The sequence below is a fragment of the Streptomyces globosus genome (assembly GCF_003325375.1).
GTDB classification, from domain to species: Bacteria; Actinomycetota; Actinomycetes; order Streptomycetales; family Streptomycetaceae; genus Streptomyces; species Streptomyces globosus_A.
Map to the genome: position 1 here is coordinate 1,465,788 of NZ_CP030862.1, position 26,330 is coordinate 1,492,117.

General features: G+C 73.0%; 23 protein-coding genes. 16 read left to right on the forward strand and 7 right to left on the reverse strand.

Features of this window, described 5'->3' with window-relative positions; genetic code table 11:
• Positions 1–10: 10 nt before the first annotated feature.
• Positions 11–562: an NADAR family protein gene (locus tag C0216_RS06940; RefSeq protein ID WP_174250356.1), complete on the reverse strand. Its 552-nt coding sequence runs from the start codon at positions 560–562 to the stop codon at positions 11–13.
• 181 nt (positions 563–743) lie between these two features.
• Here C0216_RS06940 and C0216_RS06945 point away from each other — a divergent pair, with 181 nt between their 5' ends.
• The 7 genes from C0216_RS06945 (at position 744) to C0216_RS06975 (ending at position 8,552) form a co-directional block, all read left to right on the forward strand.
• On the forward strand, positions 744–2,258 hold the full coding sequence (locus tag C0216_RS06945) for a gamma-aminobutyraldehyde dehydrogenase (RefSeq protein ID WP_114054406.1): 1,515 nt from the start codon (positions 744–746) through the stop codon (positions 2,256–2,258).
• A 54-nt stretch (positions 2,259–2,312) separates the two neighbouring features.
• On the forward strand, positions 2,313–3,563 hold the full coding sequence (locus C0216_RS06950) for a polyamine ABC transporter substrate-binding protein (RefSeq protein WP_114054407.1): 1,251 nt from the start codon (positions 2,313–2,315) through the stop codon (positions 3,561–3,563).
• 62 nt (positions 3,564–3,625) lie between these two features.
• The gene (locus C0216_RS06955) at positions 3,626–4,777 is read left to right on the forward strand and encodes an ABC transporter ATP-binding protein (RefSeq protein ID WP_114054408.1); all 1,152 of its coding nucleotides are present in this window, start codon (positions 3,626–3,628) and stop codon (positions 4,775–4,777) included.
• Positions 4,774–5,703 (forward strand): ABC transporter permease, encoded by a 930-nt coding sequence (locus C0216_RS06960; protein ID WP_114054409.1) that lies wholly within the window; start codon positions 4,774–4,776, stop codon positions 5,701–5,703. The genes C0216_RS06955 and C0216_RS06960 overlap by 4 nt, the downstream gene beginning before the upstream one ends.
• Entirely contained in the window at positions 5,703–6,497 is a 795-nt protein-coding gene (locus C0216_RS06965) for an ABC transporter permease (RefSeq protein WP_114054410.1), read from the forward strand. The genes C0216_RS06960 and C0216_RS06965 overlap by 1 nt, the downstream gene beginning before the upstream one ends.
• 21 nt (positions 6,498–6,518) lie before the next feature.
• Positions 6,519–7,937 (forward strand): NAD(P)/FAD-dependent oxidoreductase, encoded by a 1,419-nt coding sequence (locus C0216_RS06970; RefSeq protein ID WP_114054411.1) that lies wholly within the window; start codon positions 6,519–6,521, stop codon positions 7,935–7,937.
• Between the two features lie 138 nt (positions 7,938–8,075).
• A complete protein-coding gene (locus tag C0216_RS06975; RefSeq protein ID WP_114054412.1) occupies positions 8,076–8,552 on the forward strand; it encodes a bifunctional DNA primase/polymerase in 477 nt (158 codons plus the stop codon).
• On the opposite strand, the gene C0216_RS06980 is transcribed toward C0216_RS06975, so the two are convergent.
• Complete coding sequence (locus tag C0216_RS06980) at positions 8,464–9,330, reverse strand: phosphatase PAP2 family protein (protein ID WP_114054413.1); 867 nt, start codon at positions 9,328–9,330, stop codon at positions 8,464–8,466. The genes C0216_RS06975 and C0216_RS06980 overlap by 89 nt on opposite strands.
• Positions 9,331–9,499: 169 nt before the next feature.
• Entirely contained in the window at positions 9,500–10,834 is a 1,335-nt protein-coding gene (gabT, locus tag C0216_RS06985; RefSeq protein ID WP_114054414.1) for a 4-aminobutyrate--2-oxoglutarate transaminase, read from the reverse strand.
• 249 nt (positions 10,835–11,083) lie between these two features.
• Between gabT and C0216_RS06990 the strand changes: the two genes are divergently transcribed.
• The 3 genes from C0216_RS06990 (at position 11,084) to C0216_RS07000 (ending at position 16,526) form a co-directional block, all read left to right on the forward strand.
• Positions 11,084–13,228, forward strand: coding sequence for an ATP-binding protein (locus C0216_RS06990; RefSeq protein WP_246042355.1), 2,145 nt, complete (start codon positions 11,084–11,086; stop codon positions 13,226–13,228).
• Between the two features lie 133 nt (positions 13,229–13,361).
• Positions 13,362–14,942, forward strand: a complete 1,581-nt coding sequence (locus C0216_RS06995; protein ID WP_114054415.1) for a PucR family transcriptional regulator — start codon at positions 13,362–13,364, stop codon at positions 14,940–14,942.
• A 138-nt stretch (positions 14,943–15,080) separates the two neighbouring features.
• Positions 15,081–16,526, forward strand: coding sequence for an aldehyde dehydrogenase family protein (locus tag C0216_RS07000; RefSeq protein ID WP_114054416.1), 1,446 nt, complete (start codon positions 15,081–15,083; stop codon positions 16,524–16,526).
• Between the two features lie 104 nt (positions 16,527–16,630).
• On the opposite strand, the gene C0216_RS07005 is transcribed toward C0216_RS07000, so the two are convergent.
• The 3 genes from C0216_RS07005 to C0216_RS07015 form a co-directional block, all read right to left on the reverse strand.
• Positions 16,631–17,491, reverse strand: a complete 861-nt coding sequence (locus tag C0216_RS07005; protein ID WP_114054417.1) for a WbqC family protein — start codon at positions 17,489–17,491, stop codon at positions 16,631–16,633.
• On the reverse strand, positions 17,433–18,053 hold the full coding sequence (locus tag C0216_RS07010; RefSeq protein WP_114058502.1) for a YdcF family protein: 621 nt from the start codon (positions 18,051–18,053) through the stop codon (positions 17,433–17,435). Before C0216_RS07010 ends, C0216_RS07005 begins: the two co-directional genes overlap by 59 nt.
• A 78-nt stretch (positions 18,054–18,131) precedes the next feature.
• Entirely contained in the window at positions 18,132–19,193 is a 1,062-nt protein-coding gene (locus C0216_RS07015; protein ID WP_114054418.1) for a helix-turn-helix domain-containing protein, read from the reverse strand.
• Positions 19,194–19,312: 119 nt separating this feature from the next.
• Here C0216_RS07015 and C0216_RS07020 point away from each other — a divergent pair, with 119 nt between their 5' ends.
• Genes C0216_RS07020 through C0216_RS07035 form a run of 4 tightly spaced genes read left to right on the forward strand, consistent with a single transcriptional unit; the run spans position 19,313 to position 21,830 of the window.
• Positions 19,313–19,723 carry a hypothetical protein gene (locus C0216_RS07020; protein ID WP_114054419.1) on the forward strand — a complete coding sequence of 137 codons (411 nt, stop codon included), beginning with the start codon at positions 19,313–19,315 and terminating at the stop codon, positions 19,721–19,723.
• Positions 19,723–20,244 (forward strand): hypothetical protein, encoded by a 522-nt coding sequence (locus tag C0216_RS07025; RefSeq protein WP_216827055.1) that lies wholly within the window; start codon positions 19,723–19,725, stop codon positions 20,242–20,244. The genes C0216_RS07020 and C0216_RS07025 overlap by 1 nt, the downstream gene beginning before the upstream one ends.
• Complete coding sequence (locus tag C0216_RS07030) at positions 20,154–21,278, forward strand: adenosylhomocysteinase (protein WP_114054420.1); 1,125 nt, start codon at positions 20,154–20,156, stop codon at positions 21,276–21,278. The genes C0216_RS07025 and C0216_RS07030 overlap by 91 nt, the downstream gene beginning before the upstream one ends.
• 9 nt (positions 21,279–21,287) lie before the next feature.
• Positions 21,288–21,830 (forward strand): NUDIX hydrolase, encoded by a 543-nt coding sequence (locus tag C0216_RS07035; RefSeq protein WP_114054421.1) that lies wholly within the window; start codon positions 21,288–21,290, stop codon positions 21,828–21,830.
• A 193-nt stretch (positions 21,831–22,023) separates the two neighbouring features.
• Here C0216_RS07035 and C0216_RS07040 read toward each other — a convergent pair whose 3' ends face one another.
• Positions 22,024–22,512 carry a hypothetical protein gene (locus C0216_RS07040; RefSeq protein ID WP_114054422.1) on the reverse strand — a complete coding sequence of 163 codons (489 nt, stop codon included), beginning with the start codon at positions 22,510–22,512 and terminating at the stop codon, positions 22,024–22,026.
• Positions 22,513–22,929: 417 nt separating this feature from the next.
• On the opposite strand from C0216_RS07040, the gene C0216_RS07045 reads away from it, so the two are divergent.
• Both C0216_RS07045 and C0216_RS34940 read left to right on the forward strand, forming a co-directional pair.
• Positions 22,930–24,873: an acyl-CoA dehydrogenase family protein gene (locus tag C0216_RS07045; protein ID WP_114054423.1), complete on the forward strand. Its 1,944-nt coding sequence runs from the start codon at positions 22,930–22,932 to the stop codon at positions 24,871–24,873.
• A 57-nt stretch (positions 24,874–24,930) separates the two neighbouring features.
• Positions 24,931–26,310 (forward strand): hypothetical protein, encoded by a 1,380-nt coding sequence (locus C0216_RS34940; protein ID WP_162793129.1) that lies wholly within the window; start codon positions 24,931–24,933, stop codon positions 26,308–26,310.
• The last annotated feature ends 20 nt before the right edge of the window (positions 26,311–26,330 follow it).

Below are 26,330 nucleotides of genomic sequence, written 5' to 3' on the forward strand. Positions count from 1 at the left end.
CCGGGGCCGGCTACTCCCCGGCGAGGAGCCGCTCGCGGGCCTCCATCAGGGCGAACCCGAGCAGGTTCAGCCCGCGCCAGCGGGCCGGGTCCAGAGCCCGCTCGTCGTCCGCGGCGAGCCCGATGCCCCAGACGCGGTCCATCGGGCTCGCCTCGACGAGCACGCGCCGCCCCGTCGAGAGCAGGTAGCCGGTCAGCTCGGGCGTGGAGCGGAACTTGTGCAGGCTGCCCTCCACGACGATCCCGAAGCGCTCCCGCTCCCACACGGCCTCGTCGAAGCCGCGGACAAGCCGCCCCGCCTTCTTCGCCTCCGCCGGCGTCGCCGCGGCCAGCACGGCGCGCCCGGCCTCCGCGTCCCCGAACAGGCGGGCCTTCCCGGCCATCATCCAGTGCTCTGCCGTCTCGTAGCGGACGCCGTCCACGGTGAACGGAGACGGCCACCACTGGCTCAGGCAGCTCGGGCCGAGCGAGCCGTCCGACCGGGGCCGGTGCCCCCAGAACGGCAGGAACTTCACCCGGTCACCTCGGCTGACCTGCTCGATCAACTTGTCGATCTTCTCCATGCACGGGAGTCTGGCAGTCTCCACGGACACTTCGTACGGGATTTGCGGGGTGTCTCGACACATGGTCGACCGATTCCGTCGCGTAATCAAAAGGCAACAACGGAATCCCTTGGCCGCGGGTAACACCTCTGTCAGGATCGGCACTCCATTAGAGCTGAAGCCACGAGAGCGTGAGAGCGTGATGGGTAATCGCTTCCAGGTTGAGGAACGCTTCGCCGACGGCGCGCAGTACATCGGCGGCAGGCCGTCACACGGCAGCTCCGGCCGGTCCCACACCGTGGTCGACCCGGCGACGGGCAAGGAGGTGCTGACCTACGCCCTCGCCTCCGCCGCCGACGTCGACGCGGCCGTCGCCGCGGCCGAAGGCGCCTTCCCGGCCTGGTCCGGCGCCACCCCCGGGGAGCGCTCCGAGGCCCTGCACCGGCTGGCGTCCGTCCTCGCCGGGCAGGCGGAGGACCTCGCCTGCGCCGAGTCCCTCCAGTGCGGCAAGCCGATCAGGCTGTCCCGCGAGTTCGACGTGCCGGGCACCCTCGACAACACGGCGTTCTTCGCCGGGGCCGCCCGCCACCTCCAGGGCCAGGCCGCCGCCGAGTACTCGGGCGACCACACCTCGTACGTACGCCGCGAGGCCATCGGCGTCGTCGGCTCCATCGCCCCCTGGAACTACCCCCTCCAGATGGCCGCCTGGAAGATCCTCCCGGCCATCGCCGCGGGCAACACCGTCGTCCTCAAGCCCGCCGAGACCACCCCCCTCACCTCCCTGATGTTCGCGCGGGCCGCGACGGAGGCGGGCATCCCGGACGGCGTCGTCAACATCGTCACCGGGGCCGGCCGCGACGCCGGCGAGCACCTCGTCGGCCACCCCGGCGTCGCCATGACCTCCTTCACCGGCTCCACCGCTGTCGGCAGGCGCGTCGCCGAGATCGCCACCGCCTCCGTCAAGCGGCTCCACCTGGAGCTCGGCGGCAAGGCACCCTTCGTCGTCTTCGACGACGCCGACCCGGAGGCCGCCGCCCACGGCGCCGTCGCCGCCTCCCTGATCAACAGCGGCCAGGACTGCACCGCCGCCACCCGCGCGTACGTCCAGCGCCCGCTGTACGAGGCCTTCACCGCCCGCGTCGCCGAGCTGATGGAGGGCGTCCGCCTCGGCGACCCCTTCGACCCCTCCACCGACCTGGGCCCCCTCGTCTCCCACGCCCACCGCGACCGCGTCGCCGCCTTCGTCGAGCGGGCCCGCGGCTATGCCACCGTCGTCACCGGCGGCTCCGCCCCCGGCGGCGCCCTCGCCGGAGGCGCCTACTACCGGCCCACCCTCATCACCGGCGCGCCGCAGGACAGCGAGGCCGTCCAGGCCGAGATCTTCGGACCGGTCCTCGCCGTGCTCCCCTTCGACACCGACGACGAGGGCCTCGCCCTCGCCAACGACACCCCCTACGGCCTCGCCGCCTCCGCCTGGACCCGCGGCGTCTACCGTGCCAACCGCGCGACCCGCGAGCTCAGGGCGGGCTGCGTGTGGATCAACGACCACATCCCGATCATCAGCGAGATGCCCCACGGCGGCTACAAGGCGAGCGGCTTCGGAAAGGACATGAGCTCGTACTCCTTCGAGGAGTACACGCAGGTCAAGCACGTCATGTATGACAACACGGCGGTGGCGGCCAAGGACTGGCACCGCACGATCTTCGGGGACCGATAGCAGCAGCAGGGCCCGCACGACCAGCGGCCCGCCCATCCCGAAAGGGCACAGTCCATGCAGCACAACGAGCCCGACCGGCTCTCCGCGGCACAGCTCGCCGCGATGCGGCGCAGCCTCACCAGCGGGCGCGGCGCCCTCACCCGCCGCTCGCTGCTGCGCGCCTCCGGCGCCGGGGCGCTCACCCTCGGCGGCCTGGCGTCGATGTCCGCGTGCGGCATCCCGCCCGCGAAGCGCGGCGCCGAGGACGCCGCGGCGTCCGAGGACCGCTCGGAGGCGGAGAAGGTCGTCAACTTCTCCAACTGGACCGAGTACATGGACGTCAGCGACGACGAGAAGGTCCACCCGACGCTGGAGGAGTTCACCAGGCGGACGGGCATCAAGGTCAACTACACCGAGGACATCAACGACAACGTCGAGTTCTTCGGCAAGATCCGCCCCCAGCTGGCGGCGGGCCAGGACACCGGCCGGGACCTGATCGTCGTCACCGACTGGCTCGCGGCCCGCATCATCCGCCTCGGCTGGGCGCAGAAACTCGACCCCTCCCACCTGCCGCACGCCTTCGCCAACCTGATCCCGCAGTACCGCAGCCCCGACTGGGACCCGGGCCGCGCGCACAGCTATCCGTGGACCGGCATCAACACGGTCATCGCCTACAACACCAGGGCGACGGGCGGCAGGAAGGTCGACTCCGTCACCCAGATGCTCGACGACCCCACCCTCAAGGGCCGGGTCGGCTTCCTCAGCGAGATGCGCGACACGGTCGGCATGACCCTCCTCGACCAGGGCAAGTCCCCGGAGTCCTTCACCACCGCCGACTACGACGCGGCCATCGCCCGGCTGCAGAAGGGCGTGGACAGCAAGCAGATCCGCCGCTTCACCGGCAACGACTACACCGCGGACCTGGACAAGGGCGACCTGGCGGCCTGCCTGGCCTGGGCCGGCGACGTCATCCAGCTCCAGGCGGACAACCCGGACATCCAGTACGCGATTCCTGCCGTGGGCTACATCACCTCCAGCGACAACCTGCTCGTGCCGGCCCGCGCCCGGCACAAGACCAACGCCGAGAAGCTGATCGACTTCTACTACGAGCCCCCGATCGCCGCCCAGCTCGCCGCCTTCATCAGCTACGTGTGCCCGGTCGCGGGGGTCAGGGACGACCTTGCGAAAATCGATCCCGCGCTCGCGGACAACCCCCTGATCATCCCCGACGAGGAGATGGCCGCCAGGGCCCATGCCTTCCGCATGCTCACCAGCGAGGAAGAGACCGCGTACGAGGAGAAGTTCGCCAAGCTCATCGGAGCCTGACGGACCCCGTGCCGGCACCCCCGCCCTCTTCCGACGAACACCACCACCGAAGGCCGCGACCCATGACTGACAAGACCGCGGGCGGAGATGTCCGCCTCGCCGGGATCAGCAAGCACTACGGCACCTTCACGGCCGTGCACCCCCTGGACCTGACCATCCCGCAGGGCTCGTTCTTCGCCCTGCTCGGCGCCTCCGGCTGCGGGAAGACCACCACCCTGCGGATGATCGCCGGCCTGGAGGAGCCCTCCACCGGCACCGTCCACCTCGGCGACCGCGACGTCACGCAGCTGCCCCCGTACAAGCGCCCCGTGAACACGGTCTTCCAGAGCTACGCCCTCTTCCCGCACCTGAGCATCCACGAGAACGTCGCCTTCGGGCTGCGCCGCCGCGGCATCAAGTCCGTCAGGAAGCAGGTCGAGGACATGCTGGAGCTCGTCGAGCTCGGCCAGTTCGCCCAGCGCAAGCCGCACCAGCTCTCCGGCGGCCAGCAGCAGCGCGTCGCGGTCGCCCGCGCGCTCATCAACCACCCCCAGGTGCTCCTCCTCGACGAGCCCCTCGGCGCCCTCGACCTCAAGCTGCGCCGCCAGATGCAGCTGGAGCTCAAGCGGATCCAGACCGAGGTCGGCATCACGTTCGTGCACGTCACGCACGACCAGGAGGAGGCCATGACCATGGCCGACACCGTGGCGGTGATGAACGGCGGCCGCGTCGAGCAGATGGGCGCCCCCGCCGAGCTGTACGAGAACCCGCGCACCACGTTCGTCGCGAACTTCCTCGGCACATCCAACCTGATCGAGGCCGAGGTCCTGGAGGCCGGCGGCGACGAGGTCGCCGTCACGTCGGCGGGCACCAGGCTCCGGCTTCCCCGGGCCCGCTGCTCGACCGCCCCGAAGGCCGGCGGCCGGCTCCTGGTCGGGGTGCGCCCCGAGAAGATCTCCCTGGTGCCCGCGGCCGAGGAGGGAGCCGTCGCGGCAGGCCGGAACAAGGTCGCCGGGCGGATCGCCGACTCCTCCTTCATCGGCGTGTCCACCCAGTTCGTCATCGACAGCCCCGTCTGCCCGGAGCTGGAGGTGTACGTGCAGAACATCGAGCGCGACGACCGCCTGGTCCCCGGCGCCGAGGTCGTCCTGCACTGGAACCCGGAGCACACCTTCGGGCTGGACGCCGCGCAGGACATCGACGCGGGAGTCGAGACGGTCGAGGAGGGCGCATGACCGCCACCGCGGCGCCGCCCGAGGCCCCCGCCCCGGCCGAGCCACCCGTCCACCGGCCGTCCCTGCGCAAGCGGCTCGTCCCGTACTGGCTGCTGCTGCCCGGCATCCTGTGGCTGCTCGTCTTCTTCGTCCTGCCGATGGCCTACCAGGCCTCCACCTCGGTGCAGACCGGCTCCCTCGAAGAGGGCTTCGAGGTCACCTGGCACTTCCGCACCTACTGGGACGCCCTCGCCGAGTACTACCCCCAGTTCCTGCGCTCCCTGCTGTACGCCGGCACCGCCACCCTGCTGTGCCTGCTCCTCGGCTACCCGCTGGCCTACCTGATCGCCTTCAAGGCGGGCCGCTGGCGCAACCTCCTGCTGGTACTGGTCATCGCGCCGTTCTTCACCAGCTTCCTGATCCGCACGCTGGCCTGGAAGACCATCCTGGCCGACGGCGGGCCCGTCGTCGCCGTCCTCAACAGCGTCGGCTTCCTCGACGTCACCAGCTGGCTCGGCCTGACCCAGGGCGAGCGCGTGCTCGCCACCCCGCTCGCGGTGGTCTGCGGCCTGACGTACAACTTCCTGCCCTTCATGATCCTGCCGCTGTACACCTCGCTGGAGCGCATCGACCCCCGCCTGCACGAAGCGGCCGGGGACCTGTACGCCCACCCCGCGACGACCTTCCGCAAGGTCACCTTCCCGCTGTCGATGCCGGGCGTGGTCTCCGGGACCCTGCTCACCTTCATCCCGGCGAGCGGCGACTACGTCAACGCCGAGCTGCTCGGCTCGACGGACACCCGGATGATCGGCAACGTCATCCAGTCCCAGTACCTGCGGATCCTCGACTACCCGACGGCCGCCGCACTGTCCTTCATCCTCATGGCCGCCGTGCTGGTCATGGTCACCATCTACATCCGCCGCGCGGGGACGGAGGACCTGGTCTGATGCGTTGGCTCCGCCGCAACCTCGTCACCGTCCTCGGCCTCCTGACCCTCGCGTACCTGGTCCTGCCGAACGTCGTCGTCACCGTCTTCTCGTTCAACAACCCCGCCGGGCGCTTCAACTACGCCTGGCAGGAGTTCTCCCTCGACGCCTGGAAGGACCCCTGCGGGGTCGCCGACCTGTGCGGCTCCCTCGCCCTGTCCCTCCAGATCGCCCTGTGGGCCACGCTCGGCGCGACCGCGCTCGGCACGGCCATCGCCTTCGCCCTGGTCCGCTACCGGTTCCGGGCGCGCGGCGCGGTCAACTCGCTGATCTTCATGCCGATGGCCATGCCCGAGATCGTCATGGCCGCCTCGCTGCTCGCCCTGTTCCTGAACATGGGCGTCGAGCTGGGCTTCCGGACGATCCTGATCGCCCACGTCATGTTCTGCCTCAGCTTCGTCGTCGCCGCCGTCAAGGCACGCGTGCTCTCGATGGACCCCCGGCTGGAGGAGGCCGCCCGCGACCTCTACGCGAGCCCCCTGCAGACCTTCCTGCGGGTGACGCTGCCGATCGCGGCGCCGGGCATCGCGGCAGGCGCACTGCTCTCCTTCGCCCTGTCCTTCGACGACTTCATCATCACCAACTTCAACTCGGGCAACACCGTCACCTTCCCCATGTTCGTGTGGGGCTCGGCCCAGCGCGGTACGCCCGTGCAGATCAACGTCATCGGCACGGCGATGTTCGTCATCGCGGTGCTGGTGGTCCTCGCCGCCCAGATCGTCGGCAACCGCCGGAAGAAAGCACAGCCCAAGTAACTCTGTAGGGAGTTGGAAGACATGGCCCCAGTCGCCATGCGAAGTGTTGCGAAATCCCTTTCCGAAGCACTGCCGGTCTCGTACTGGCTGGACGACCCCGGCAAGCCCCCCGCCCAGCCGGCCCTGACCTCCGACGAGGCCTGCGACCTGCTCGTCGTCGGCGGAGGCTACAGCGGCCTGTGGACGGCGCTGATCGCCAAGGAGCGCGACCCCGCCCGGGACGTCGTCCTCATCGAGTCGAAGGAGGCGGGCTGGGCCGCCTCCGGACGCAACGGCGGCTTCTGCGCCGCCTCCCTCACCCACGGCTTCGCCAACGGCCTGGCCCGCTGGCCCGGCGAACTCGCGAAGCTGGAGGAACTGGGCGCGCGCAACCTCGACGAGATCGAGGCGGCCGTCGCCCGCTACGGCATCGACTGCGACTTCGAGCGCACCGGCGAGATCGACGTCGCCACCGAGCCGCACCAGGTCGAGGAGCTCCGCGAGCTCCACCAGGAGGCCGAGAAGCTCGGCCTCGCGGACGGCATGCGCTGGCTCGACCGCGACGCCCTGCGCGCCGAGGTCGACTCGCCGACCTTCCTCGCCGGCCTGTGGGACACCGACGGCGTCGCCATGCTGAACCCCGCCCGGCTCGCCTGGGGCCTCAAGCAGGCCTGCCTCGGCCTCGGCGTGCGCATCTACGAGAACACCCGCGGCCTGTCGCTGGGCTCCTCCGGCGCCGGAATGGCCGTCCGCACCCCGTACGGTCGGATCTTCGCCCGGCGGGTCGCGCTCGGCACCAACATCTTCCCCTCGCTGGTCCGGCGGATCCGGCCGTTCACGGTCCCCGTCTACGACTACGCCCTCATGACCGAGCCGCTCACCGCCGACCAGCGAGAGGCCATCGGCTGGCAGAACCGCCAGGGCATGGGCGACAGCGCCAACCAGTTCCACTACTTCCGCATCACCCCGGACCACCGGATCCTGTGGGGCGGCTACGACGCCGTCTACCCGTACAAGGGGCGCCTGGACTCCGAGTACGACCACCGGCCGGAGACCTACCTCAAGCTGGCGCAGCACTTCTTCACGGCGTTCCCGCAGCTGGAGGGCGTCGGCTTCAGCCACGCCTGGGGCGGGGCGATCGACACCTGCTCCCGCTTCTCGGCGTTCTTCGGCACCGCGCACTCCGGCCGGGTCGCCTACGCGGCCGGCTACACCGGCCTCGGCGTCGGCGCCACGCGCTTCGGAGCCGACGTGATGCTGGACCTCCTCGACGGCGCGCGCACCGAGCGCACCGGGCTGGAGATGGTGCGGTCCAAGCCGATGCCGTTCCCGCCCGAGCCGTTCGCCTGGACGGGGATCACGCTGACCAAGTGGTCCCTGGCGCGGGCCGACGCACGCGGCGGCCGCCGCAACCTGTGGCTGAAGACCCTCGATCGGTTCGGCCTCGGCTTCGACAGCTGACGGCGTGACGGTCGCGGCCCGCCCCGGGGGAGTGACCCGGTTCACTCCCCCGGGGCGGGCGAACCCGCGTCATCGCCGCGGCCCGCCGCGCTCTCTCCGGGTGAGGAACCCCCACCTACAGGGAACGGAGGCCGGGCGATGCAGGGCTCGGATGTCAAAGCCGCGGTGGAATGGCTCGTCTCGGCGGCCGGCGATCCACAGGCCTGCCGCTGGGAGTGGGAGCGCAGCCCCGACGGGGTCGCCCTGCTGCCCGCGGGCCGGCACTGGGACGTGCTGGTCCTGCCCGGCGGGCTCGGCCGGGCCGCCCTCGCCGTCCTGCGGCGGCTGCGCGGGCGGCCCGGCCCGGTGCTCGCCGGCCCGGGCGGCACCCGGCTGGGCTTCTTCGTGCCCGCGGGGACGGCCTCGCACTGGCTGGCCACCGGCGTGCGCGGCGCCGGACGGGGCAGCTGGGTCGTCGTCCCCCATCCCGGCAGGGCTCCCGGGGCCGCCGGGCACTGGCTGGTGCCGCCGGACGGCCGCGGGACGCTCACCGATCCGGCGGTGCTGGAGCTCGCCCTGCACGAGGCGGCGGCCGCCCGCGCCGCCGGGGAGCGGGCGGCGGGCCGCCCCGCCTGAGCCCGCGTGCGACGGCCAGCCGGACGGCGTACAGCAGCGGCACGCACAGCAGGAGCGAGGCGAGGACGTCCAGCGGCCAGTGGAAGCCGCGCAGGACGAGCCCGGCGGCCGTGGCGGCCGTCAGCGCCAGCGCCGCGGCCGCCGGCCACGGCCGGCGGGTGTACGGGCGCAGCAGCAGGGCCGCGGCTCCGTAGGCGACGGCGGCGGTGGCCGTGTGGCCGGAGGGGAAGTAGCCGGCGGCCCAGGGCTCCAGCGGTCCGGGGCGGGCGGTCCACGCCTTCAGCGGGACGACCAGGGCCGGCACGAGGGCGATGGCCGACGCGGCGGCCAGGGCGCCGGAGCGGTTGCCGCGGCGCAGGGCGTACGCCGCCGCCAGGACGAGGACGGGCACGGCGACGGGCACGTTGCCCAGGTCGGAGAGCCGCTCGGTGACGGCGTCGGGGAGGGTGCGCACCAGTGCGGCGCTGATCCGCTCGTCCGGACCGAGCAGCGGGCCCGAGGCCAGCACCTGCCAGGTCGCCAGGGCGAGCCCGAGGAGGGCCCCGGTGGGGAGGAGGACGGAGCGGAGGGAGAAGGAGGAGGTGGCCGGCCGTCCCGGAACAGGGGGGATGGTTCCGGGACGGCCGCCCGGACCGGGTTGCCGGGCGCCCCGGGGGGTGTGGGGCGGTCGGCTGTCCGATCGGTGAGGAGTGTGCGCGAACGCAGGCCCGGTGCGGCGCTGGGGAAGCCCGGTACCGGTGTCGCCCCCGGAATCCCGGGAGCGGGGTGTCTCACTCATCTGCAGAAACCGTACGGCAGCGGAGAGGGGGCCGACAGCAGGAACGCGGTCCTGCCATCGGCCCCCCACATCTTCTTCACAGCGCCCGACCGTTACCGGCGGTACCGCTGCGGGCGTGTGTTCGGACGCTCGCTCAGGCGGTCGTCCAGGCGGCTGCTCAGACCGTCGCTCAGACCGTCGCGAACGCGGCCTCGATGACGTCCAGGCCCTCGTTCAGCAGGTCCTCGCCGATGACCAGCGGCGGCAGGAAGCGGAGCACGTTGCCGTACGTGCCGCAGGTGAGGACGATGACGCCCTCGGCGTGGCAGGCCTTGGCGAGGGCCGCGGCGGCCTCCGGGTTCGGCGTCTTGGACGCGGGGTCCTTGACCAGCTCGATGGCGATCATGGCGCCGCGGCCGCGGATGTCGCCGATGATCTCGTACTTCTCCTGCATCGCGGACAGCCGCGCCTTCATGAGGGACTCGATCTCCTTCGCCTTGGCGTTGAGGTCGAGCTCCTTCATCGTCTCGATGGAGCCGAGCGCGCCGGCGCAGGCCACCGGGTTGCCGCCGTACGTGCCGCCCAGGCCGCCCGCGTGCGCGGCGTCCATGATCTCGGCGCGGCCGGTCACCGCGGCGAGCGGCAGGCCGCCGGCGATGCCCTTGGCGGTGGTGATCAGGTCCGGGACGATGCCCTCGTCCTCGCAGGCGAACCACTGGCCGGTGCGGCAGAAGCCGGACTGGATCTCGTCCGCGACGAAGACGATGCCGTTGTCGTTGGCGAACTCCACGATCGCCGGGAGGAAGCCCTTGGCCGGCTCGATGAAGCCGCCCTCGCCGAGGACCGGCTCGATGATGATCGCGGCGACGTTCTCGGCGCCGATCTGCTTGGTGATCTGGTCGATCGCCTGGGCGGCGGCCTCGGGGCCGCAGTTCTCGGCACCGGTGGGCCAGCGGTAGCCGTAGGCGACCGGCACGCGGTAGACCTCGGGGGCGAACGGACCGAAGCCGTGCTTGTACGGCATGTTCTTCGCGGTCAGCGCCATGGTGAGGTTGGTGCGGCCGTGGTAGCCGTGGTCGAAGACGACGACGGCCTGGCGCTTGGTGTACGCACGCGCGATCTTGACGGCGTTCTCGACGGCCTCGGCGCCGGAGTTGAACAGCGCGGACTTCTTCGCGTGGTCGCCCGGGGTCAGCTCGGCCAGCGCCTCGCAGACCTCCACGTAGCCCTCGTACGGGGTGACCATGAAACAGGTGTGGGTGAAGTCCGCGAGCTGCGCGGTGGCGCGGCGCACGACGGCCTCGGCGGAGCCGCCCACCGAGGTCACGGCGATGCCGGAGCCGAAGTCGATCAGGCGGTTGCCGTCGACGTCCTCGAGGATGCCGCCGTCCAGGCGCTTGGTGAAGACGGGGAGCACCGAACCCACGCCGCCGGCCACCGCACCGAGGCGGCGGGCCTGAAGCTCCTGCGACTTCGGGCCGGGGATCGCGGTGACGAGCTTGCGCTCCTGCGGGACAGCAGTCATGGGGGCTCCTGGGGGTGTTTTCGGACGCACTTGTGTCTTTGTCCGCAGGCTAGGCCCGGGGGAGGGGGGAAAGCATGCTCCGTTCGGGAGTGGTCCGCCCGTGTCCTTGTCCGCAGCGGCCATAGGAGGGAGGCGGCGCACGGCGCCGGAACCGCGCCGCGACACCGGCCGGTACCGGCCCGCGGCCGCCGCCGGGCAACTACATTGAGCGGCGCAGCGCAGGGAAACGGGCAGGGGGCAGGGGTTTCGATGGACACCGACGGCACGCCGCACGGCACCGGCGAGCGACGGGCGCCGCACACCGGCCACGCCCCGGGCGGGCAGGTGCCCAGGCCCGCCGGCCCGCCCGCCGCCCCGCCCGCGGCGCCGCCCCGGCCCGCGCACGCCCCCGGCGGCGGCCCCGCCCTCGCGGACTGGCTGCGCACCCCGCGCGTCTCCGACGGCCCCGGGGTGTGGGCGTACGGGCACGTGCCCCGACCCGCCGAGGAGCCGGAGCGCACCCCGACCCGCCAGCTCGTCTCCGGCGCCCTGATCTCCCTCCTCGCCGGACTGCTGCTGTGGTCCCTGCTCTGGAACGGCTACCTGGGCGGCTTCTGGCTCTGGCCGCTCTACATGTTCACGCCCGACTCCTGGGCCGGCACCATGCCGGCCGTCGTCGCCGCCTACACCTGGTACACCGCGGTCGCCCTGATGCTGGCCGTCGGCTTCGGCCGGCTCGGCCGCTGGCCCGAACTGGCCCGCCGCCTCCTCACCGGCGGCGCCGCCCGCGCCGCCCGCGCCGAGGGGACCCGGCTCCCCGACCGGCCCGCACCCGGCAGCCCCGACGACCCCGCCGGCTGGCCCGAGCTGCGCCGGGCCGGCCTCGGCGACCTCGCCGACCTGCTCGCCGCCGAGGCGGCCTCCGGCCGCATGAACGACGTCGACCACGCCCGGATCCGGCGCGCCTGGGACTCCGTACGCGCCGACCCCGCGCGCGCCACCGCCTTCGCCGGAGCCGTCCGCGGCAAGGGCGCCGCCGCCTGCCTGCACCCCTCCGGGGCCCGCGACCTGCCCGTGCGCGCCGCCCGCCACGACCTCCTCGCCCGGCAGGTCCTGCTCGGCACCGCCGACCCCGGCACCCGCAACCCGTACGCCCGGCGCGGGACGCGGCTCGCCCTCGACCCCGCCGTGCTGGGCACCTCGCTGCTCGCCGTCGGCCCCTCCGGAGCCGGGAAGACCGCCCTGCTCGTCCGGCCCGTCGTGGAGTCCCTCGCCCTCCAGGCCCTCGCCGGCCAGGCCGCCGTCGTCGCCGTCGCCGCCGCAGGCACCCGGCTGGGCCCGGACGACGGCTTCGACGTGGTCGTCCGGATCGGCGACCCCGCCTCCGTCCACGACCTCGACCTGTACGGGGGCACCACCGACCCCGACGAGGCCGCCGGGCTGCTCGCCGAGGCCTTCACCGGCGACGTCCCCGGCATGGAGGTCCGCCGCGCCGCCACCGCCCTCGCCCAGCTCCTCGGCCCCTTCCGGACCGCGTACGGCCGCTTCCCGGCCGTGCCCGAGCTGCGCGAACTGCTGGACCGGGTGCCCGCCCGCCTCGACGCCCTGCGCTCCGCCCTCGAAGCAGCCGGAGCCCACGCCATGATCCGCGAGCTCGACGCCCGCGACCGCCAGCACGGCACCCCCGGCGACCCCGGCCCCGCCCTCGCCGACCGCGTGGCGCTGCTGGACCGGCCCGCCTTCGACGGGTTCTTCGACACCGGCGGCCGCAGCCGGCCCTTCTCGCTGCGCAGCCTGGAGCACCCGCTGCGCGTCCGCATCGACCTGCCCGAGCGCGGGCACGCCGACGCCTCCCGCATCCTCGCCCGCCTGGTCCTGGCCCAGTTCTCCGCCTGCGCGGCGGCCCGCACCGACCGGTCGCTGTTCGCGTTCCTCGCCCTCGACGACGCCTCCCACACCCTGACCCCGCAGAGCGTGCGGAGCCTCCAGCGGCTGCGCACCGCCAACGCCGGCGTCCTGCTGGCGCTGCGCACCCTCGACGACGTCCCCGAGGCGCTGCGGACGCCGCTGCTCGGGGCCGTCGGCTGCCGGATGGCCTTCTCCGGCGTCACCACCTGGGACGGCAGGCGCTTCGCCGAGGCGTGGGGCACCGAATGGGTGGAGGCCCGCGACGTCACCCACCGCACCGTCTTCGCCGACCAGCCGCTGACCCGCGCCGTGCACGCCTTCCGCAAGCTCGTCACCGGCAAGGCCGTCACGACGGACGCCGTCACCGTCCGGCAGGTGGAGCGGGAGCGCTGGTCCGCCTCCGACCTCGCGCACTCCGTCCCGCCCGGCCACGCCGTGCTCTCGCTGACCACGGTCCGCGGGGAGCGGGCGGCCCCGCTGCTGGTGAGGCTGGAGGGAACGGGCTGAGCGGACCCGTACGGGGTGGCAGAATCAGAAGGGCCGTTCATACGGCGCGGCGAAATCCCGCGCCCCGCTGCGGCCCCGCCCCGCACCCCGGCGGCGCGACCGCCTCCCCGCCGCCCCCACTGCCTGGAACCCGATGCCGCTCACCCTCGCCTCCCTCGTCCAGCACTCGGCGCTCAAGCTCGGCGTCCGGGCCGGGGAGGGGCGCCTGGACACGCCCGTGCGCTGGGCGCACGTCAGCGAGCTCGCCGACCCCGTCCCCTACATGGAGGGCGGGGAGCTGCTGCTGACCACGGCCATGAAGCTCGACGCGGCGGACCCGCAGGAGATGCGCCGCTACGTCCGCCGCCTCGCCGCGGCCGGCGTCGTCGGCATCGGCTTCGCCGTCGGCGTGAACCACGAGGAGATCCCGCAGGCGCTCGTCGACGCCGCCCGCGCCGAGGACCTGCCGCTGCTGGAGGTGCCGCGCAGGACCCCCTTCCTCGCCATCAGCAAGGCGGTCTCCGCGGCCCTCGCCGCCGACCAGTACCGGGCCGTCACCGCCGGCTTCGAAGCGCAGCGCGAGCTGACCCGGGCCGCCCTCACCGCGGACGGGCCCGCCGAGCTGCTGGCCCGCCTCGCCGCGCACGTCCACGGCTGGGCCGCCCTGTACGACACCTCGGGCGCCGTCGTCGCCGCCGCACCCGAGTGGGCCGCCCGGCGCGCCGCCCGGCTCACCCCCGACGTGGAGCGGCTGCGCGAGCGCCCCGCCCCGGCCAGCGCCGTCGTGGGCGGCGCGGAGGACCGCGTCGAACTCCAGTCGCTCGGCACGGGCCGCCGGGCCCGCGGCGCGCTGGCCGTCGGCACCGGCGCCCCGCTGGGCACGGCCGAGCGGTACGCCGTCCACTCGGCCGTCGCCCTGCTGACCCTGACCACCGAGCGGTCCCGGTCCCTGCACGACGCCGAGTCCCGGCTGGGCGCCGCCGTGCTGCGGATGCTGCTGGCCGGGGAGGCGGACCACGCCCGCACCGTCGCCGGCGACCTGTACGGGACGCTGCTGGACGCGCCGTTCCGGATCGTCGTCGCCGAGCCGGCCCTGCCCGGCACGGCCCGCCCCGAGGGGCTGGCCCTCCTCGCCGACACCGTGGAGTCCGCTGCCGCCCGCGCCGGCGAGTCGCTGCTGCTGGTGCCCGAGCCCGGCCGCCTCACCGTCCTCGCCGCCGACGGCGGGGCCGCCGTACAGGCCTGCACCGGGCACGCCGAGGCGCTCGAAGCCCGGCGCGGGCGGGACTCCGCCGGCCCCGAACCCGACGAGCTGGTGGTCGGGCTGTCCGCGCCCGCCGGCGCCGCAACCGTCGCGGCCGCCCTCAAGCAGGCCGACCAGGCACTGGCCGTCGCCCGGCGGCGCGGCCGCCCCCTGGTGGAGCACGAGGACCTCGCCGCCGGGTCGGTGCTGCCGCTGCTCGCCGACGAAGCCGTACGGGCCTTCGCCGACGGCACCCTGCGGGCCCTGCGCGAACACGACGAGAAGGGCCGCGGCGACCTCGTCGCCTCCCTGCATGCCTGGCTCTCCCGGCACGGGCAGTGGGACGCGGCCGCCGCCGACCTCGGCGTGCACCGGCACACCCTGCGCTACCGGATGCGGCGCGTCGAGGAGATCCTCGGCCGCTCCCTCGACGACCCGGACGTCCGCATGGAGCTGTGGCTCGCCCTCAAGGCCGGCTCCACCCCCGCGTAGGGCCGGCCCGCCGGAACACCGACAAAGCGGCGTGCCGCGGCAGCCGGGTACTCCACCGCGGACAAGCCGCTGATCGGGCCCCGACACCTACGGTGGTGTGGACAAGGATCCGCACACATCCGAAGGGCCGGGATTCGCATGACTTCCACCCACGCCTTCTGGCTCGCCGGCCGCCAGGCCACCGGCGAGGACAGCTTCGACGTCCACAACCCGTGGGACGGCCGCCTCGTCGGCACCGTCAGCGTCCCCACCGACGCACAGGTCGAAGAGGCCGTGGCCGCGGCGTACGCCGTGACGGCGGAGTTCTCCGCGACCCCCGCCCACGTCCGGGCCGCGGCCCTGGACCACGTCTCGAAGCGCCTCGCCGAGCGGACCGAGGAGATCGCCCAGCTGATCTCCGCCGAGAACGGCAAGCCCGTCAAGTGGGCGCGCGGCGAGGTCGGCCGTGCGGTATCCGTCTTCCGCTTCGCCGCCGAGGAGGCCCGCCGCTTCAACGGCGGCGAGGCCCAGCGCCTCGACACCGACGCCGGCGGCACCGGCCGCCTGGCCCTGACCCGCCGCTTCGTCAAGGGCCCGGTCCTCGGCATCGCCCCGTTCAACTTCCCGCTGAACCTGTGCGCCCACAAGGTCGCCCCGGCCATCGCCGTCGGCGCGCCGATCATCCTCAAGCCGGCCCCGGCCACGCCGCTCTCCGGCCTGATCCTCGGCGAGCTCCTCGCCGAGACCGACCTGCCGGCCGGCTCCTGGTCCGTGCTGCCCGTCGCCAACGACAAGATGCCGGCGCTGGTCCAGGACGACCGCCTGCCCGTCATCTCCTTCACCGGCTCCGACAAGGTCGGCTACGCCATCCAGCAGTCCGTGCCGCACAAGCACTGCACCCTGGAGCTCGGCGGCAACGCCGCCGCCGTCGTCCTCGCCGACTGGTCCTCCGACGCCGACCTCGACTGGGCCGCGACCCGCATCGCGACCTTCTCGAACTACCAGGCCGGCCAGTCCTGCATCTCCGTGCAGCGCGTCATCGCCGACGCCTCCGTGTACGACCGCCTTGTCGAGAAGGTCGTCGCCCAGGTCCAGGCGCAGGTCACCGGCGACCCGTCCGACGACGCCACCGACGTCGGCCCGCTCGTCTCCGAGGACGCCGCCAAGCGCGTCGAGTCCTGGGTCGACGAGGCCGTCGCCGCCGGCGCGAAGCTGCTCACCGGCGGCAAGCGCGAGGGCGCCTCGTACGAGCCGACCGTCCTCGCCGACCTGCCCGACGGCGTGACCCTCGCCTGCGAAGAGGTCTTCGGCCCGGTCCTGACCCTGCACCGCGTCGAGAACACCGACGAGGCCTTCGCCAAGGTCAACGACTCGAAGTTCGGCCTCCAGACCGGCGTCTTCACCCGCGACGTCCAGACCGCCTTCCGCGCCCACCGCGAGCTGGAGGTCGGCGGCGTGGTCATCGGCGACGCCCCGTCCTACCGCGCCGACCAGATGCCGTACGGCGGCGTCAAGCAGTCCGGCGTCGGCCGCGAGGGCGTCCGCTACGCGATGGACGACTACACGTACGAGCGCGTCCTGGTCCTGACGAACCTGGCCCTCTGACGCCTCCCGAGAACCGACGGCCGGAGCCCACTGTGCGGGGGCTCCGGCCGTCCCCCTTTTGCCTGCCCTGACCTGCGAAAAGCGTCAGATCCTGGCTGATGTCCTCAACGCGTGGGAACGCCGGCCCAACGGTCTTGGCCAAGGTGAGCGTGCTTCCGCGACCGGTCGCTACGCGCCGCGCGCGGGGAAGCAGCGTCCTGCAACTCCCGGCGCAGTCCGCGAGCGCCCACCACTGCCAAGGCCCAAAGTGCGCTGATGGATTGCGCATGCTCCCACGGCGGCCCTGAGGTCTCCGGGGGCAGGACGGGTACGACAGCCACTCCCGCCTCCGCGAAGGCACGCGGCTCGACATAGCGCATGCCGCCGCGGCCACACAGGTACGTCCTGCTGCCCGTAGCCACGGTGAGGTCCGCGAGGCGGGCGGATCGGCCGGTGCGAGCGGTCAGTTCACTGCTGCGGACGACGGTCCCTGGCCACCCCATGGCCGCCAGGAGCGCCAATGTCGATGCCTCGGCGACAGCAGCCGTCCGCTTCGTGGACTTGAACTCCTCCAGTACCGGGTCCACGACCGCCTTCACGGCGGGCCAGTTCAAGCTTCGCCCATACGTCTGGTAGGTGAGCTGCTGTACCCGCCGTCGGCAGCGTTCGGGATCGGCAAGCCGCGCATCGCGGACCAGCGTGCTGCGGCCCTGCGGCAGGTGGGTGGCCAGGGACAGCCACCGCCTGTCGCCAGGGTCTGCCAGGGCGCCCAGACGGGCTCGGTGCTGGTAGTCCCGGCGGGCGAACTGGACGTCGTCCAGGACGATCCACACGTCCGAGGCGAAAAGCTTCGCCAGCGTGGACAGCCGTGGGAAGAAATTCGGCTGGTGGATCGCGCACACCGCCCCCGGAGGGGCATTGCCGGTGTCAGGAGCTGATGAGCCTGCTGTCGAAGCCGGCGCGCAGGAGGCGCTCGTACGCGTCATGGACATCTCCCGGTACGTCCTGCTCGACGGCGAAGCCGAGCGCCGGGTACTCGATGACCCGTTGCAGGTCGCCCACGAGCATGTCGACGACGAGCTTCTCGTCGCCGATGGACTTGATGTAGTCGTCGAACTCCAGCGGCTCGGAGGCGCAGACGACCTCGACCTCCGGCCAGAGCTTGCGGCACGTGGCGTACGAGCGGCGCTCCATATACGGCTTGGAGATCAGGAGCAGCGACTTCACCTCCACGCCGGCCTCGCGCAGCACCTCTCGCGACAGGGTGATGTTCTGGCCGGTGTTCCCGGCCTTGGTCTCCAGCAGGATCGCCTCGTCAGGCACGCCCAGGTCCAGGGCGTGCTCGCGGTAGTGGACCGCCTCGCCGCGCGGGAAGCGGGCCGCGGTTGTCGCGCTGTTCCCGCCGCTGAAGACGATGACGGGGAAGAGGCCGGAGCCGTACAGGTCCGCCGAGGCGGTGGCGACGCCGAGGTCGTGGCTGCCCAGGCCGATGGCCGCCGAGCAGGGACGTACCTCGTGGCCCATCTGGTGATAGCGCCAGATCAGCATGGCGTCGGTCCACTGCTCGTTGGTGATGGTGCGCTCTGCGCGGTCCGGCACGGGGGACTCCCTCGATCATCGCTGCCTTCACCTCGACACGAAGGCCCGAGGGTCGTCGTACGACCGCCGGATTCCCTCGATGCTGCGGAGCTGATGGCTCAAGCCGTGCTGGGAGGCCATGCGCGCCGCGTCGTCGAGAACGGTCAACCCATCATCGCGGGTGGCCGCGTCGGACAGAAGGATGTGCGAGTACGCGGTGTCCAGCCTGACGCGCTGCATGGGGGAGTCGACGGATCCGGTCGAGCGGGCGATGTCGATGTAGTGCAGCGCCTGGCCGAGCTCGCCGGCCCCGCGATAAGCGAGGGCGAGCTTCTGGTGGGCGACGGCCCAGTCCTCGGGCTCACCCAACTCCTCGAAGTCCCTGATCGCGGAGCGCATGACTTTGGTGGCGTACTCGTTGTTGCCGTGCTTGCTGAGCGCTGTGCCCACCCAGAGGCGGGCGCGGGCCCGGTCGCGGTGGCTGAGACGGTCCTCGCTGGCCAACTGCTCGTACTGGCGGGCCGAGGCTTCGAGCTGCCCGGCCATCTCCGTGACCACGGCGAGGGAGAGTTCGATCTGGGCCGTGCGTCTCGGGATGGCCAAGTCGTGGAACAGGCGGTGCGCGCGCAGGTAGGAGTGGCGCGCGGAGAGCGGACCGAGGATGGCGCCCTGGTCGCGCTGCAAGTCTCCGAGGAGGACGAGGGAACGGCCGTAGAGATAGGCGCCCTTGTCGTCGAGGCCGCGCGGCTCGTGGCGGCCCAGCCACCTGTTCAGCAGGTCCGATGCGAAGGTGAACCGCTGGTGGCTGAGGCAGACGATGGCGCGGTCGATGTCCTCCGTCCACGCCTCGTGATCCACGGACGGGGCGGTCCGCCGGCCGTGCAACACCTCCTCGAAGCGCGCGTGCGCGGCCTCGTCGGCGCGGCCGAGAGCGGTGTCGAGGATGGCCTGCGTGTCGGGGCGCGGGTGGGTATCTGCACCGTGTTTCTCCCACTTGGCCACGGTGCGCAGCGCCACGCCCAGGTGCTCCGCGAAGGCGCGGGTGCTCATCCGGAGTGCCGAGCGCAGAGCTTTGGCCTCTCGGCCGGTCCAGTGCTGCACGCGAACCACGGGCTCCCTCCCTCCGCCGCGTATCGAAGCACGCTGAGCACACGCGAGAGGCGGGAAGTGCAACGGAAGTACAACAGGCGGTCATTTCGAGGCCGTTCAGTCACAGGGACGCTCAGTGCATGGAACGCATCACGGAACACCGCGAGATCGGTGAGGTCCACGTCTACGGCTACCTGCGCCATACGACGGGCTCAGCCGCCCGGCACACGGCCCTGGTCGACTCCGTCGCCGAATACTGCCTCCACCACGAGCTGACGCTGCACGGCGTCTTCACCGAGCGCGACGTGACCACGAACCCGCTTGCCACGGCCTTCATTGGCCTCCTCGACGTCCTCGCCCTGGCCGGCACGTACGGCGTGGTCGTGCCCTCGCGCAGCCATCTGGGGCCCAAGGGGCTCGCCGCCGAGCGCGAGCGCCGCATCGAGGAGGCCGGGGCCTCGCTGATCGTTGTCCGCGGAAGCAGCCCCCGACAAGGCAGGGAGCGCCCGGCCGAGGCGCAGTCGGTCGTCCGGCAACGGGGCGGGGTCTGATGTCCCTCCGCGACGCTCTGAGAAGCGCGGCCCACGTCGACAAGCTCCCTGATCTTCGCCTCCTCCCTCTCGGCCGGGACTGGGACGCGGTGCGGGTGCCGGCAGAGACCGGCTTCCTCGCACTCGCACGACTCCGCGCCGCCGAGGAGGAACTCGGCCCTGTGCTGTACGACCGCCTGAGTCAGCGCCTGTACTTCGCCGTACCCACCGGGAGCGGTGGCCTCTGGCAGAGCCTGCCGGTGCACCTGCTCGGCGCCGGTTCCTGGCTCGTGGCACCGGACCCGACCTGTTCGGACGGCCACACCGGCGGATGGTGCGAGCTGCCCGACGACGAGACGCTCACCGACCCCGCCGCCCTTCGCCGCGCCCTGGAGCAACAGCACACCGACCCCGTGCGCCACCTCACCGCCGTACCGGAGGAGACACCGCCATGGACACCCTGGAACGCGCCCGTCTCGACACCTACTTCGAGCGCATCGCCAGCCGCTTCACGCCCGCTGAGCGCCCTGCCTCGGTCCTGATCACGCACGTGCTGCCCGAGCGGCCGGCCTTCGTGCGCGGCGTAGGCACGGTCACCGACCTGCGGATTGTCCTGCCCAAGCCGAAGTCCGTCGACCCGCACGCCTTGCGCCAGATCGAGGACGACGGCTACGGCTGCGCCGAGCTGTCCCGCGAGCTGTTCACCGATCCCGGCCGGGCACTCGGCTTCCTGGAGGAACGTGCTGGGGATAGGCCGATCGTCCTTCTCGACGTCGGCGGCTACTTCGCCCCGACCCTCGGCGCGCTCTGCGACCGCTTCTCCGGCGAGATCCTCGGCGTCGTCGAGGACACGGAGAACGGCCACCGCCGGTACGCCGAACTCGACAAGCTGCCCTGCCCCGTCCTCTCGGTCGCCCGCTCGCCGCTGAAGGATCCCGAGGACTACCTCGTCGGACAGTCGATCGTCTTTTCGACCGAGGCGCTCATGCGGTCCCGTGGCGACATCATGATCGGCCGCTCCGCCCTCGTCATCGGCTTCGGCAAGCTCGGCTCCAGTATCGCCCGCCTGCTCCACGGCAAGGGCGTACAGGTCACCGTCCACGACATCGACCCCGTCAAGCGCACCCAGGCCCTCTCACAGGGCTTCGCGGTGACCGCCGACCGCGATGCCAGCCTCGCCGAAGTCGGTCTCGTCCTGTGCGCCACCGGCTCCCTCGCGCTCCGGGGCCAGGACTTCCCGCGGCTGCGCGCCGGCGCCTACGTCGCCACGGTGACCAGCAGCGAGGACGAGCTCGACCTGGCCGGACTCCCGCCGATCTACCAGCGCGTCCACATCGGCGAGCACGTCACCCGGTACCTGACCACGGACCACCACTTCGACCTGCTCAACGGCGGCAACGCCGTCAACTTCCTGCACGGCGCCAGCGTGGGCCCATTCATCTTCCTTGTCCAGGCCGAGATACTCGCCGCCTCCGCCGCCCTCGCACGCGGCGGCCTGGAGCCCGGCATGCACGAGATCAGCCCCACCGACCGCGCCGCCATCGCCGCGACGTGGCTCGACCACTTCCATCGCTGAGGAGACGCCTTGCCCATCAAGCCCGACCACATCCGCGAGACGCTCGACGAGTACCTCGACGCCCATCCCGACGAGAAGTGGCGCCTCGCGCCCATCGGGGAGCTCCTCGACGCCGGTCACGACGTAACCAGCCGCAATACCTTCGACGGCCACCTCACCGCGGGAGCGATCCTCGCCGACCCTGCAGGCCGCGTCCTGCTGATCAAACACCGCGCGCTGAACCGCTGGCTGCTCCCTGGCGGCCACCTGGAGCCGCAGGACGGGACCTTCCTCGAAGCCGCACAGCGCGAGCTGACCGAGGAAACCGGCATCCCGGCCTCGGTGGTGATCCCCGCCGGCCACCGTCCCCTTCACATCGACGCCCACCACATCCCCGCCAACCCGGCCAAGGACGAGCCGAGTCACCGTCACTTCGACTTCCGCTACCTGTTCCGCACCCACACCGACGCGGTCGAACTCCAGGAAGTGGAGGTCACGGCGGCGGCCTGGCGCTACGCAGACGAAATCGAGAACGAGACCTTGCAGGCTCGGGTACTCGAAGCCCTGCGCTGAAGCACCCCGGAGTCGCCTGGTCCCGGCCTACGGGGTAGGCGTGGGGCCAGGCGGCCCGGGTTCCCGAACAACCGCGGTGAGGGTGACCTCCGTCAACGGGGCCTACTGTGCGGGGGCTCCGGCCGTCTCCCTTCCGCCCTCTTCGGGCGCGGAGGCGGCCGGGTCCCGGCGTTCCGTCCCCGGTGCCGGCCGCTCAGACGGCCCGCAGGTAGAACTTCGTGGTGCGGAGCCCGTTGACGTCGCAGCTGTACGTCCACTGCGTGGTGGTGTAGGTGAAGCCCTGGGGGACCTTGCACGCCCACAGCCCGCTCTTCGGGGTGCGCAGGTGGAACTTGGTGGTGCGCAGCCCGTTGATGTTGCAGCTGTAGGTGGACTGCGTGGTGTCGTAGGTGAACCCGGGAGCCTCCGTGCAGGCCCACATGCCGTCGGCGGGCTTCTCGACGTAGAACATCGTGGTGCGCAGGCCGCTGGTGTGGCAGCTGTAGGTCGACGTGGTCGTGGTGTAGACGTAGCCGGGCGGCACGTTGCAGGACCAGAAGCCGCCCGCGGCGGCGCTCGCGGCCTCGCCGGGCACCGGCGCGGCGGACGCCGCGGGGGCGAGGGCGAGCGTGCCCGTCATGAGGGCGGCGGCGCCGGCGGTGGCCAGCAGGGCGCGGAACTTCCCGGATATCGCGGCGAGCATCGGTCGGGCACTCCTCGTTCGGTGGTCTGGGGCGGACCCAACGGGTGGGGGCGGCCGGCGGGCCCCTCGGCCCGCCGCACCTGTCCGCCGTTGGAGGGCGCGGCGCATGCTCACACCCGGGACATGTCGTCGGCAAGTGCCCCGCCTGCCCGCCGACTGTTTTTCGGCCACGGGAGGCGGCCCCCGCCCGGAACGGTCGCGGGCGGTCCGGTCCCCCGGCGGCTCGGTCCGCAGATCCCGCGGGCACACGGGCGGAAGCGGGCCTCGGCTCCTGCGGGGCGGTGGGAGGCGGCCGTTTGGCGGGGGGATTCGCCCGGGTGGCCCGTCCCGGCTTTTCCCCCGGGGCTTGCGGGGGTACGACTCACAGATAGCACCCACCGGTAGCGTCCCCACTTCGGCGGCGAGGTGAGCCCCCGCATGTCCGCAACACAGCCCGCACAGCCCAAGGTGACCGAGCGCGAGGCCAGGCAGGTCGCGGAGGCGGCCAGGGAACAGGACTGGCGCAAACCGAGCTTCGCCAAGGAGCTCTTCCTCGGCAGGTTCCGCCTCGACCTGATCCATCCGCACCCGCAGCCCGCCGACGAGGACGTCAGGCGCGGCGAGGCGTTCCTCGCCCGGCTGCGGACCTTCTGCGAGACCCGCATCGACGGCGCCCGCATCGAGCGCGAGGCGAAGATCCCCGACGAGACCGTCCGCGGCCTCAAGGAGATCGGCGCGCTCGGCATGAAGATCGACCCCAAGTACGGGGGCCTCGGCCTGACCCAGGTGTACTACAACAAGGCCCTCGCCCTCGTCGGCACCGCCAGCCCCGCGATCGGCGCGCTGCTCTCCGCGCACCAGTCCATCGGCGTGCCCCAGCCGCTCAAGATGTTCGGCACCCAGGAGCAGAAGGAGGCCTTCCTGCCGCGCTGCGCCACCACCGCGATCAGCGCGTTCCTCCTCACCGAGCCCGACGTCGGCTCCGACCCGGCGCGCCTGGCCACCACCGCCGTCCCCGACGGGGACGACGCCTACGTCCTCGACGGCGTGAAGCTGTGGACCACCAACGGCGTCGTCGCCGACCTGCTCGTCGTCATGGCCCGCGTCCCGAAGTCGGAGAACCACCGCGGCGGCATCACCGCGTTCGTCGTCGAGGCCGACTCGCCCGGCATCACCGTCGAGCACCGCAACGCGTTCATGGGCCTGCGAGGCCTGGAGAACGGCGTCACCCGCTTCCGCCGGGTCCGCGTGCCCGCCGCCAACCGCATCGGGGCCGAGGGCTCCGGCCTGAAGATCGCGCTGACCACCCTCAACACCGGGCGGCTGTCCCTGCCCGCCATGTGCGTCGGCGCCGGCAAGTGGTGCCTGAAGATCGCCCGCGAGTGGTCCGGCGTACGCGAGCAGTGGGGCCGGCCCGTCGGCCGCCACGAGGCCGTCGGCTCCAAGATCGCCTTCATGGCCGCGACCACCTTCGCGCTGGAGGCCGTCGTCGACCTCGCCTCCCAGATGGCCGACGAGGACCGCAACGACATCCGCATCGAGGCCGCCCTCGCCAAGCTCTACGGCTCCGAGATGGCCTGCCTCATGGCCGACGAGCTGGTCCAGATCCGCGGCGGCCGCGGCTTCGAGACCGCCGACTCCCTCGCCGCGCGCGGCGAGCGCGCCGTCCCCGCCGAGCAGATGCTGCGGGACCTGCGCATCAACCGGATCTTCGAGGGATCCACCGAGATCATGCACCTCCTCATCGCCCGCGAGGCCGTCGACGCCCACCTCTCCGTCGCCGGCGACCTCATCGACCCCGACAAGGACCTCGGCGACAAGGCCAGGGCCGGCGCCCGTGCCGCCGGCTTCTACGCCCGCTGGCTGCCCCGGCTCGCCGCCGGAGCCGGACAGGTCCCCGGCACCTACCGGGAGTTCCACCCCTCCGGCCACCCCGACCTCGCCACCCACCTGCGCTACGTCGAGCGCAGCGCCCGCAAGCTCGCCCGCTCCACCTTCTACGCCATGTCCCGCTGGCAGGGCCGCATGGAGACCAAGCAGGGCTTCCTCGGCCGCGTCGTCGACATCGGCGCCGAGCTGTTCGCGATGAGCGCGGCCTGCGTCCGCGCCGAGCACCTGCGCGCCAGCGGCGAGCACGGCCGCGAGGCCTACCAGCTCGCCGACGCCTTCTGCCGGCAGTCCCGCATCCGTGTCGAGGAGCTCTTCGGCCGCCTGTGGAGCAACACCGACGACCTCGACCGCAAGGTCGTCGCCGGAGTCCTCTCCGGCACCTACACCTGGCTGGAGGACGGCGCGTACGACCCCTCCGGCGACGGCCCCTGGATCGCCGACGCCGCCCCCGGCCCCTCCGCCCGCGAGAACGTGCACCGCCCCTTCCGCTGACCTGCGATCATCGCCGGACGCCGCAGCAGGCGTACACCACCGGCGAGGGGGAATCGGATGCATGTGAACGCCGACACCGCGGACAGGGAGAGCCGGCGGCTCGCCTGGTGCGTGGCGCTCCTGCTGCGCCACGCACCGGACGCGGTCGCCCCGGCCCTGTGGGCGCGCCTCGACGCGCCCGCGCGCCGCTTCCTGTGCCGCGACGAGCGCCTCCCGGCCTCCGCGGTCACCCTGCTGCTGCGCGGCGGCAGCGAGGAGGACCGCCGCACCGTCGCCCGCAACCCGCACGTCCTGGGCCGCCCCCTGCCGGGCCTGCCCGGGCCCGCCCGCTACGCAGCCCGCCCCGCCCCCGCCCCCGCGCTCCTGGCGACCTTCCGCTCCGAACTCGGACGGCCCCCGCACCCTCCGCTCTCCGACGCCGAGACGGTCGCCCTGCTGCGCCGGCACGGCAGCCGCCGGCCCCGGATCCCGCTGGACGTCCTGCGGCTGGGCGGGCGCCCGCCCGCGCCCGCGCTGCTGCTGCGCGAGCACGCCCGCGCGCCGCTGCCGCCCGGCTCCGTCGAGGCCCTCCTGCTCGCCGGCGGCCTGGACGCCGCCACCGCCCTCGCCCTCCTCGACACCCGCGCGGCCCCCGCGTACGGCCCCGACTGGCACCGGCCCGCCGTCCGCGCCCTCCGCGCCGGAATCGTCACCTTCGACGAGCTCGCCGCCGCCGTCGCCCCCGCACACCGCACGCTGCTCCTCGGCCGCGCCCACACCGCCGGCCGGCTCGGCTGGAACCTCGCCGAGCAGGCCGGCATGCGCGCCGCCCTGACGCGCGCCCTGCGCCCGCACCTCGGCGACGACCCGCGCCTGTGGGCCGAGTTGGAGCGCCACGCCCCCGCCTTCCCGGGCACCCTGCCCGAGCTGGCGGCCGCCGTCGCCGCCGGCACCGCCGCGGACGCCGCCCCCGGCGCGGACGCCGCCGGTCCGCGCCCGCCGGAGGACATACCCGGGCTCGCGGAGGCCGTCGCCGACCTCGCCCCCGGCCCGCCCCCGGCAGGCGGCGGCGTCCACCGCGAGCTTGCCCTGGCCAGCCTCGCCGTCCCCAACGCCATGGGCGACCTCCGCGAGGACGTCCGCTGGGTGCGCGCCTGCCTCGACCGCGGCCTCCTCACCGGCGCCGACGTCATCCGCCACAAGGCCCCCGCCGCCTGGGCCCTGGACGAGGACCACTGGCTCGGCGAGGTGGACGGCCCCGACCGGCACGACCGCCCCCGCGCCTTCCTCGCCGCCCGCGCCGAGGCCGAACGCCTCCTCGACGCCGCGCTCGGCACCGACCCCGGCGCCTGGTGGGACACCGCCCGCGCCCTGCCCGACTTCGCGGGGACGCTGCCCGAGCTGCTCGCCGCGGTCGTCAGCGGCGACTACCGGGAGGGCGTGTCCCACCGCTCCTGACGTGACGCGACAATGGGGGG

What these genes read in the sequence shown, in the direction of transcription:
- C0216_RS06940 (WP_174250356.1), bottom strand. Translation starts at nt 562, where the DNA reads ATGGAGAAGATCGACAAGTTGATCGAGCAGGTCAGCCGAGGTGACCGG.
- C0216_RS06945 (WP_114054406.1), top strand. Translation starts at nt 744, where the DNA reads ATGGGTAATCGCTTCCAGGTTGAGGAACGCTTCGCCGACGGCGCGCAG.
- C0216_RS06950 (WP_114054407.1), top strand. Translation starts at nt 2,313, where the DNA reads ATGCAGCACAACGAGCCCGACCGGCTCTCCGCGGCACAGCTCGCCGCG.
- C0216_RS06955 (WP_114054408.1), top strand. Translation starts at nt 3,626, where the DNA reads ATGACTGACAAGACCGCGGGCGGAGATGTCCGCCTCGCCGGGATCAGC.
- C0216_RS06960 (WP_114054409.1), top strand. Translation starts at nt 4,774, where the DNA reads ATGACCGCCACCGCGGCGCCGCCCGAGGCCCCCGCCCCGGCCGAGCCA.
- C0216_RS06965 (WP_114054410.1), top strand. Translation starts at nt 5,703, where the DNA reads ATGCGTTGGCTCCGCCGCAACCTCGTCACCGTCCTCGGCCTCCTGACC.
- C0216_RS06970 (WP_114054411.1), top strand. Translation starts at nt 6,519, where the DNA reads ATGGCCCCAGTCGCCATGCGAAGTGTTGCGAAATCCCTTTCCGAAGCA.
- C0216_RS06975 (WP_114054412.1), top strand. Translation starts at nt 8,076, where the DNA reads ATGCAGGGCTCGGATGTCAAAGCCGCGGTGGAATGGCTCGTCTCGGCG.
- C0216_RS06980 (WP_114054413.1), bottom strand. Translation starts at nt 9,330, where the DNA reads ATGAGTGAGACACCCCGCTCCCGGGATTCCGGGGGCGACACCGGTACC.
- gabT (WP_114054414.1), bottom strand. Translation starts at nt 10,834, where the DNA reads ATGACTGCTGTCCCGCAGGAGCGCAAGCTCGTCACCGCGATCCCCGGC.
- C0216_RS06990 (WP_246042355.1), top strand. Translation starts at nt 11,084, where the DNA reads ATGGACACCGACGGCACGCCGCACGGCACCGGCGAGCGACGGGCGCCG.
- C0216_RS06995 (WP_114054415.1), top strand. Translation starts at nt 13,362, where the DNA reads ATGCCGCTCACCCTCGCCTCCCTCGTCCAGCACTCGGCGCTCAAGCTC.
- C0216_RS07000 (WP_114054416.1), top strand. Translation starts at nt 15,081, where the DNA reads ATGACTTCCACCCACGCCTTCTGGCTCGCCGGCCGCCAGGCCACCGGC.
- C0216_RS07005 (WP_114054417.1), bottom strand. Translation starts at nt 17,491, where the DNA reads ATGACGCGTACGAGCGCCTCCTGCGCGCCGGCTTCGACAGCAGGCTCA.
- C0216_RS07010 (WP_114058502.1), bottom strand. Translation starts at nt 18,053, where the DNA reads ATGCTGATCTGGCGCTATCACCAGATGGGCCACGAGGTACGTCCCTGC.
- C0216_RS07020 (WP_114054419.1), top strand. Translation starts at nt 19,313, where the DNA reads ATGGAACGCATCACGGAACACCGCGAGATCGGTGAGGTCCACGTCTAC.
- C0216_RS07025 (WP_216827055.1), top strand. Translation starts at nt 19,723, where the DNA reads ATGTCCCTCCGCGACGCTCTGAGAAGCGCGGCCCACGTCGACAAGCTC.
- C0216_RS07030 (WP_114054420.1), top strand. Translation starts at nt 20,154, where the DNA reads ATGGACACCCTGGAACGCGCCCGTCTCGACACCTACTTCGAGCGCATC.
- C0216_RS07040 (WP_114054422.1), bottom strand. Translation starts at nt 22,512, where the DNA reads ATGCTCGCCGCGATATCCGGGAAGTTCCGCGCCCTGCTGGCCACCGCC.
- C0216_RS07045 (WP_114054423.1), top strand. Translation starts at nt 22,930, where the DNA reads ATGTCCGCAACACAGCCCGCACAGCCCAAGGTGACCGAGCGCGAGGCC.
- C0216_RS34940 (WP_162793129.1), top strand. Translation starts at nt 24,931, where the DNA reads ATGCATGTGAACGCCGACACCGCGGACAGGGAGAGCCGGCGGCTCGCC.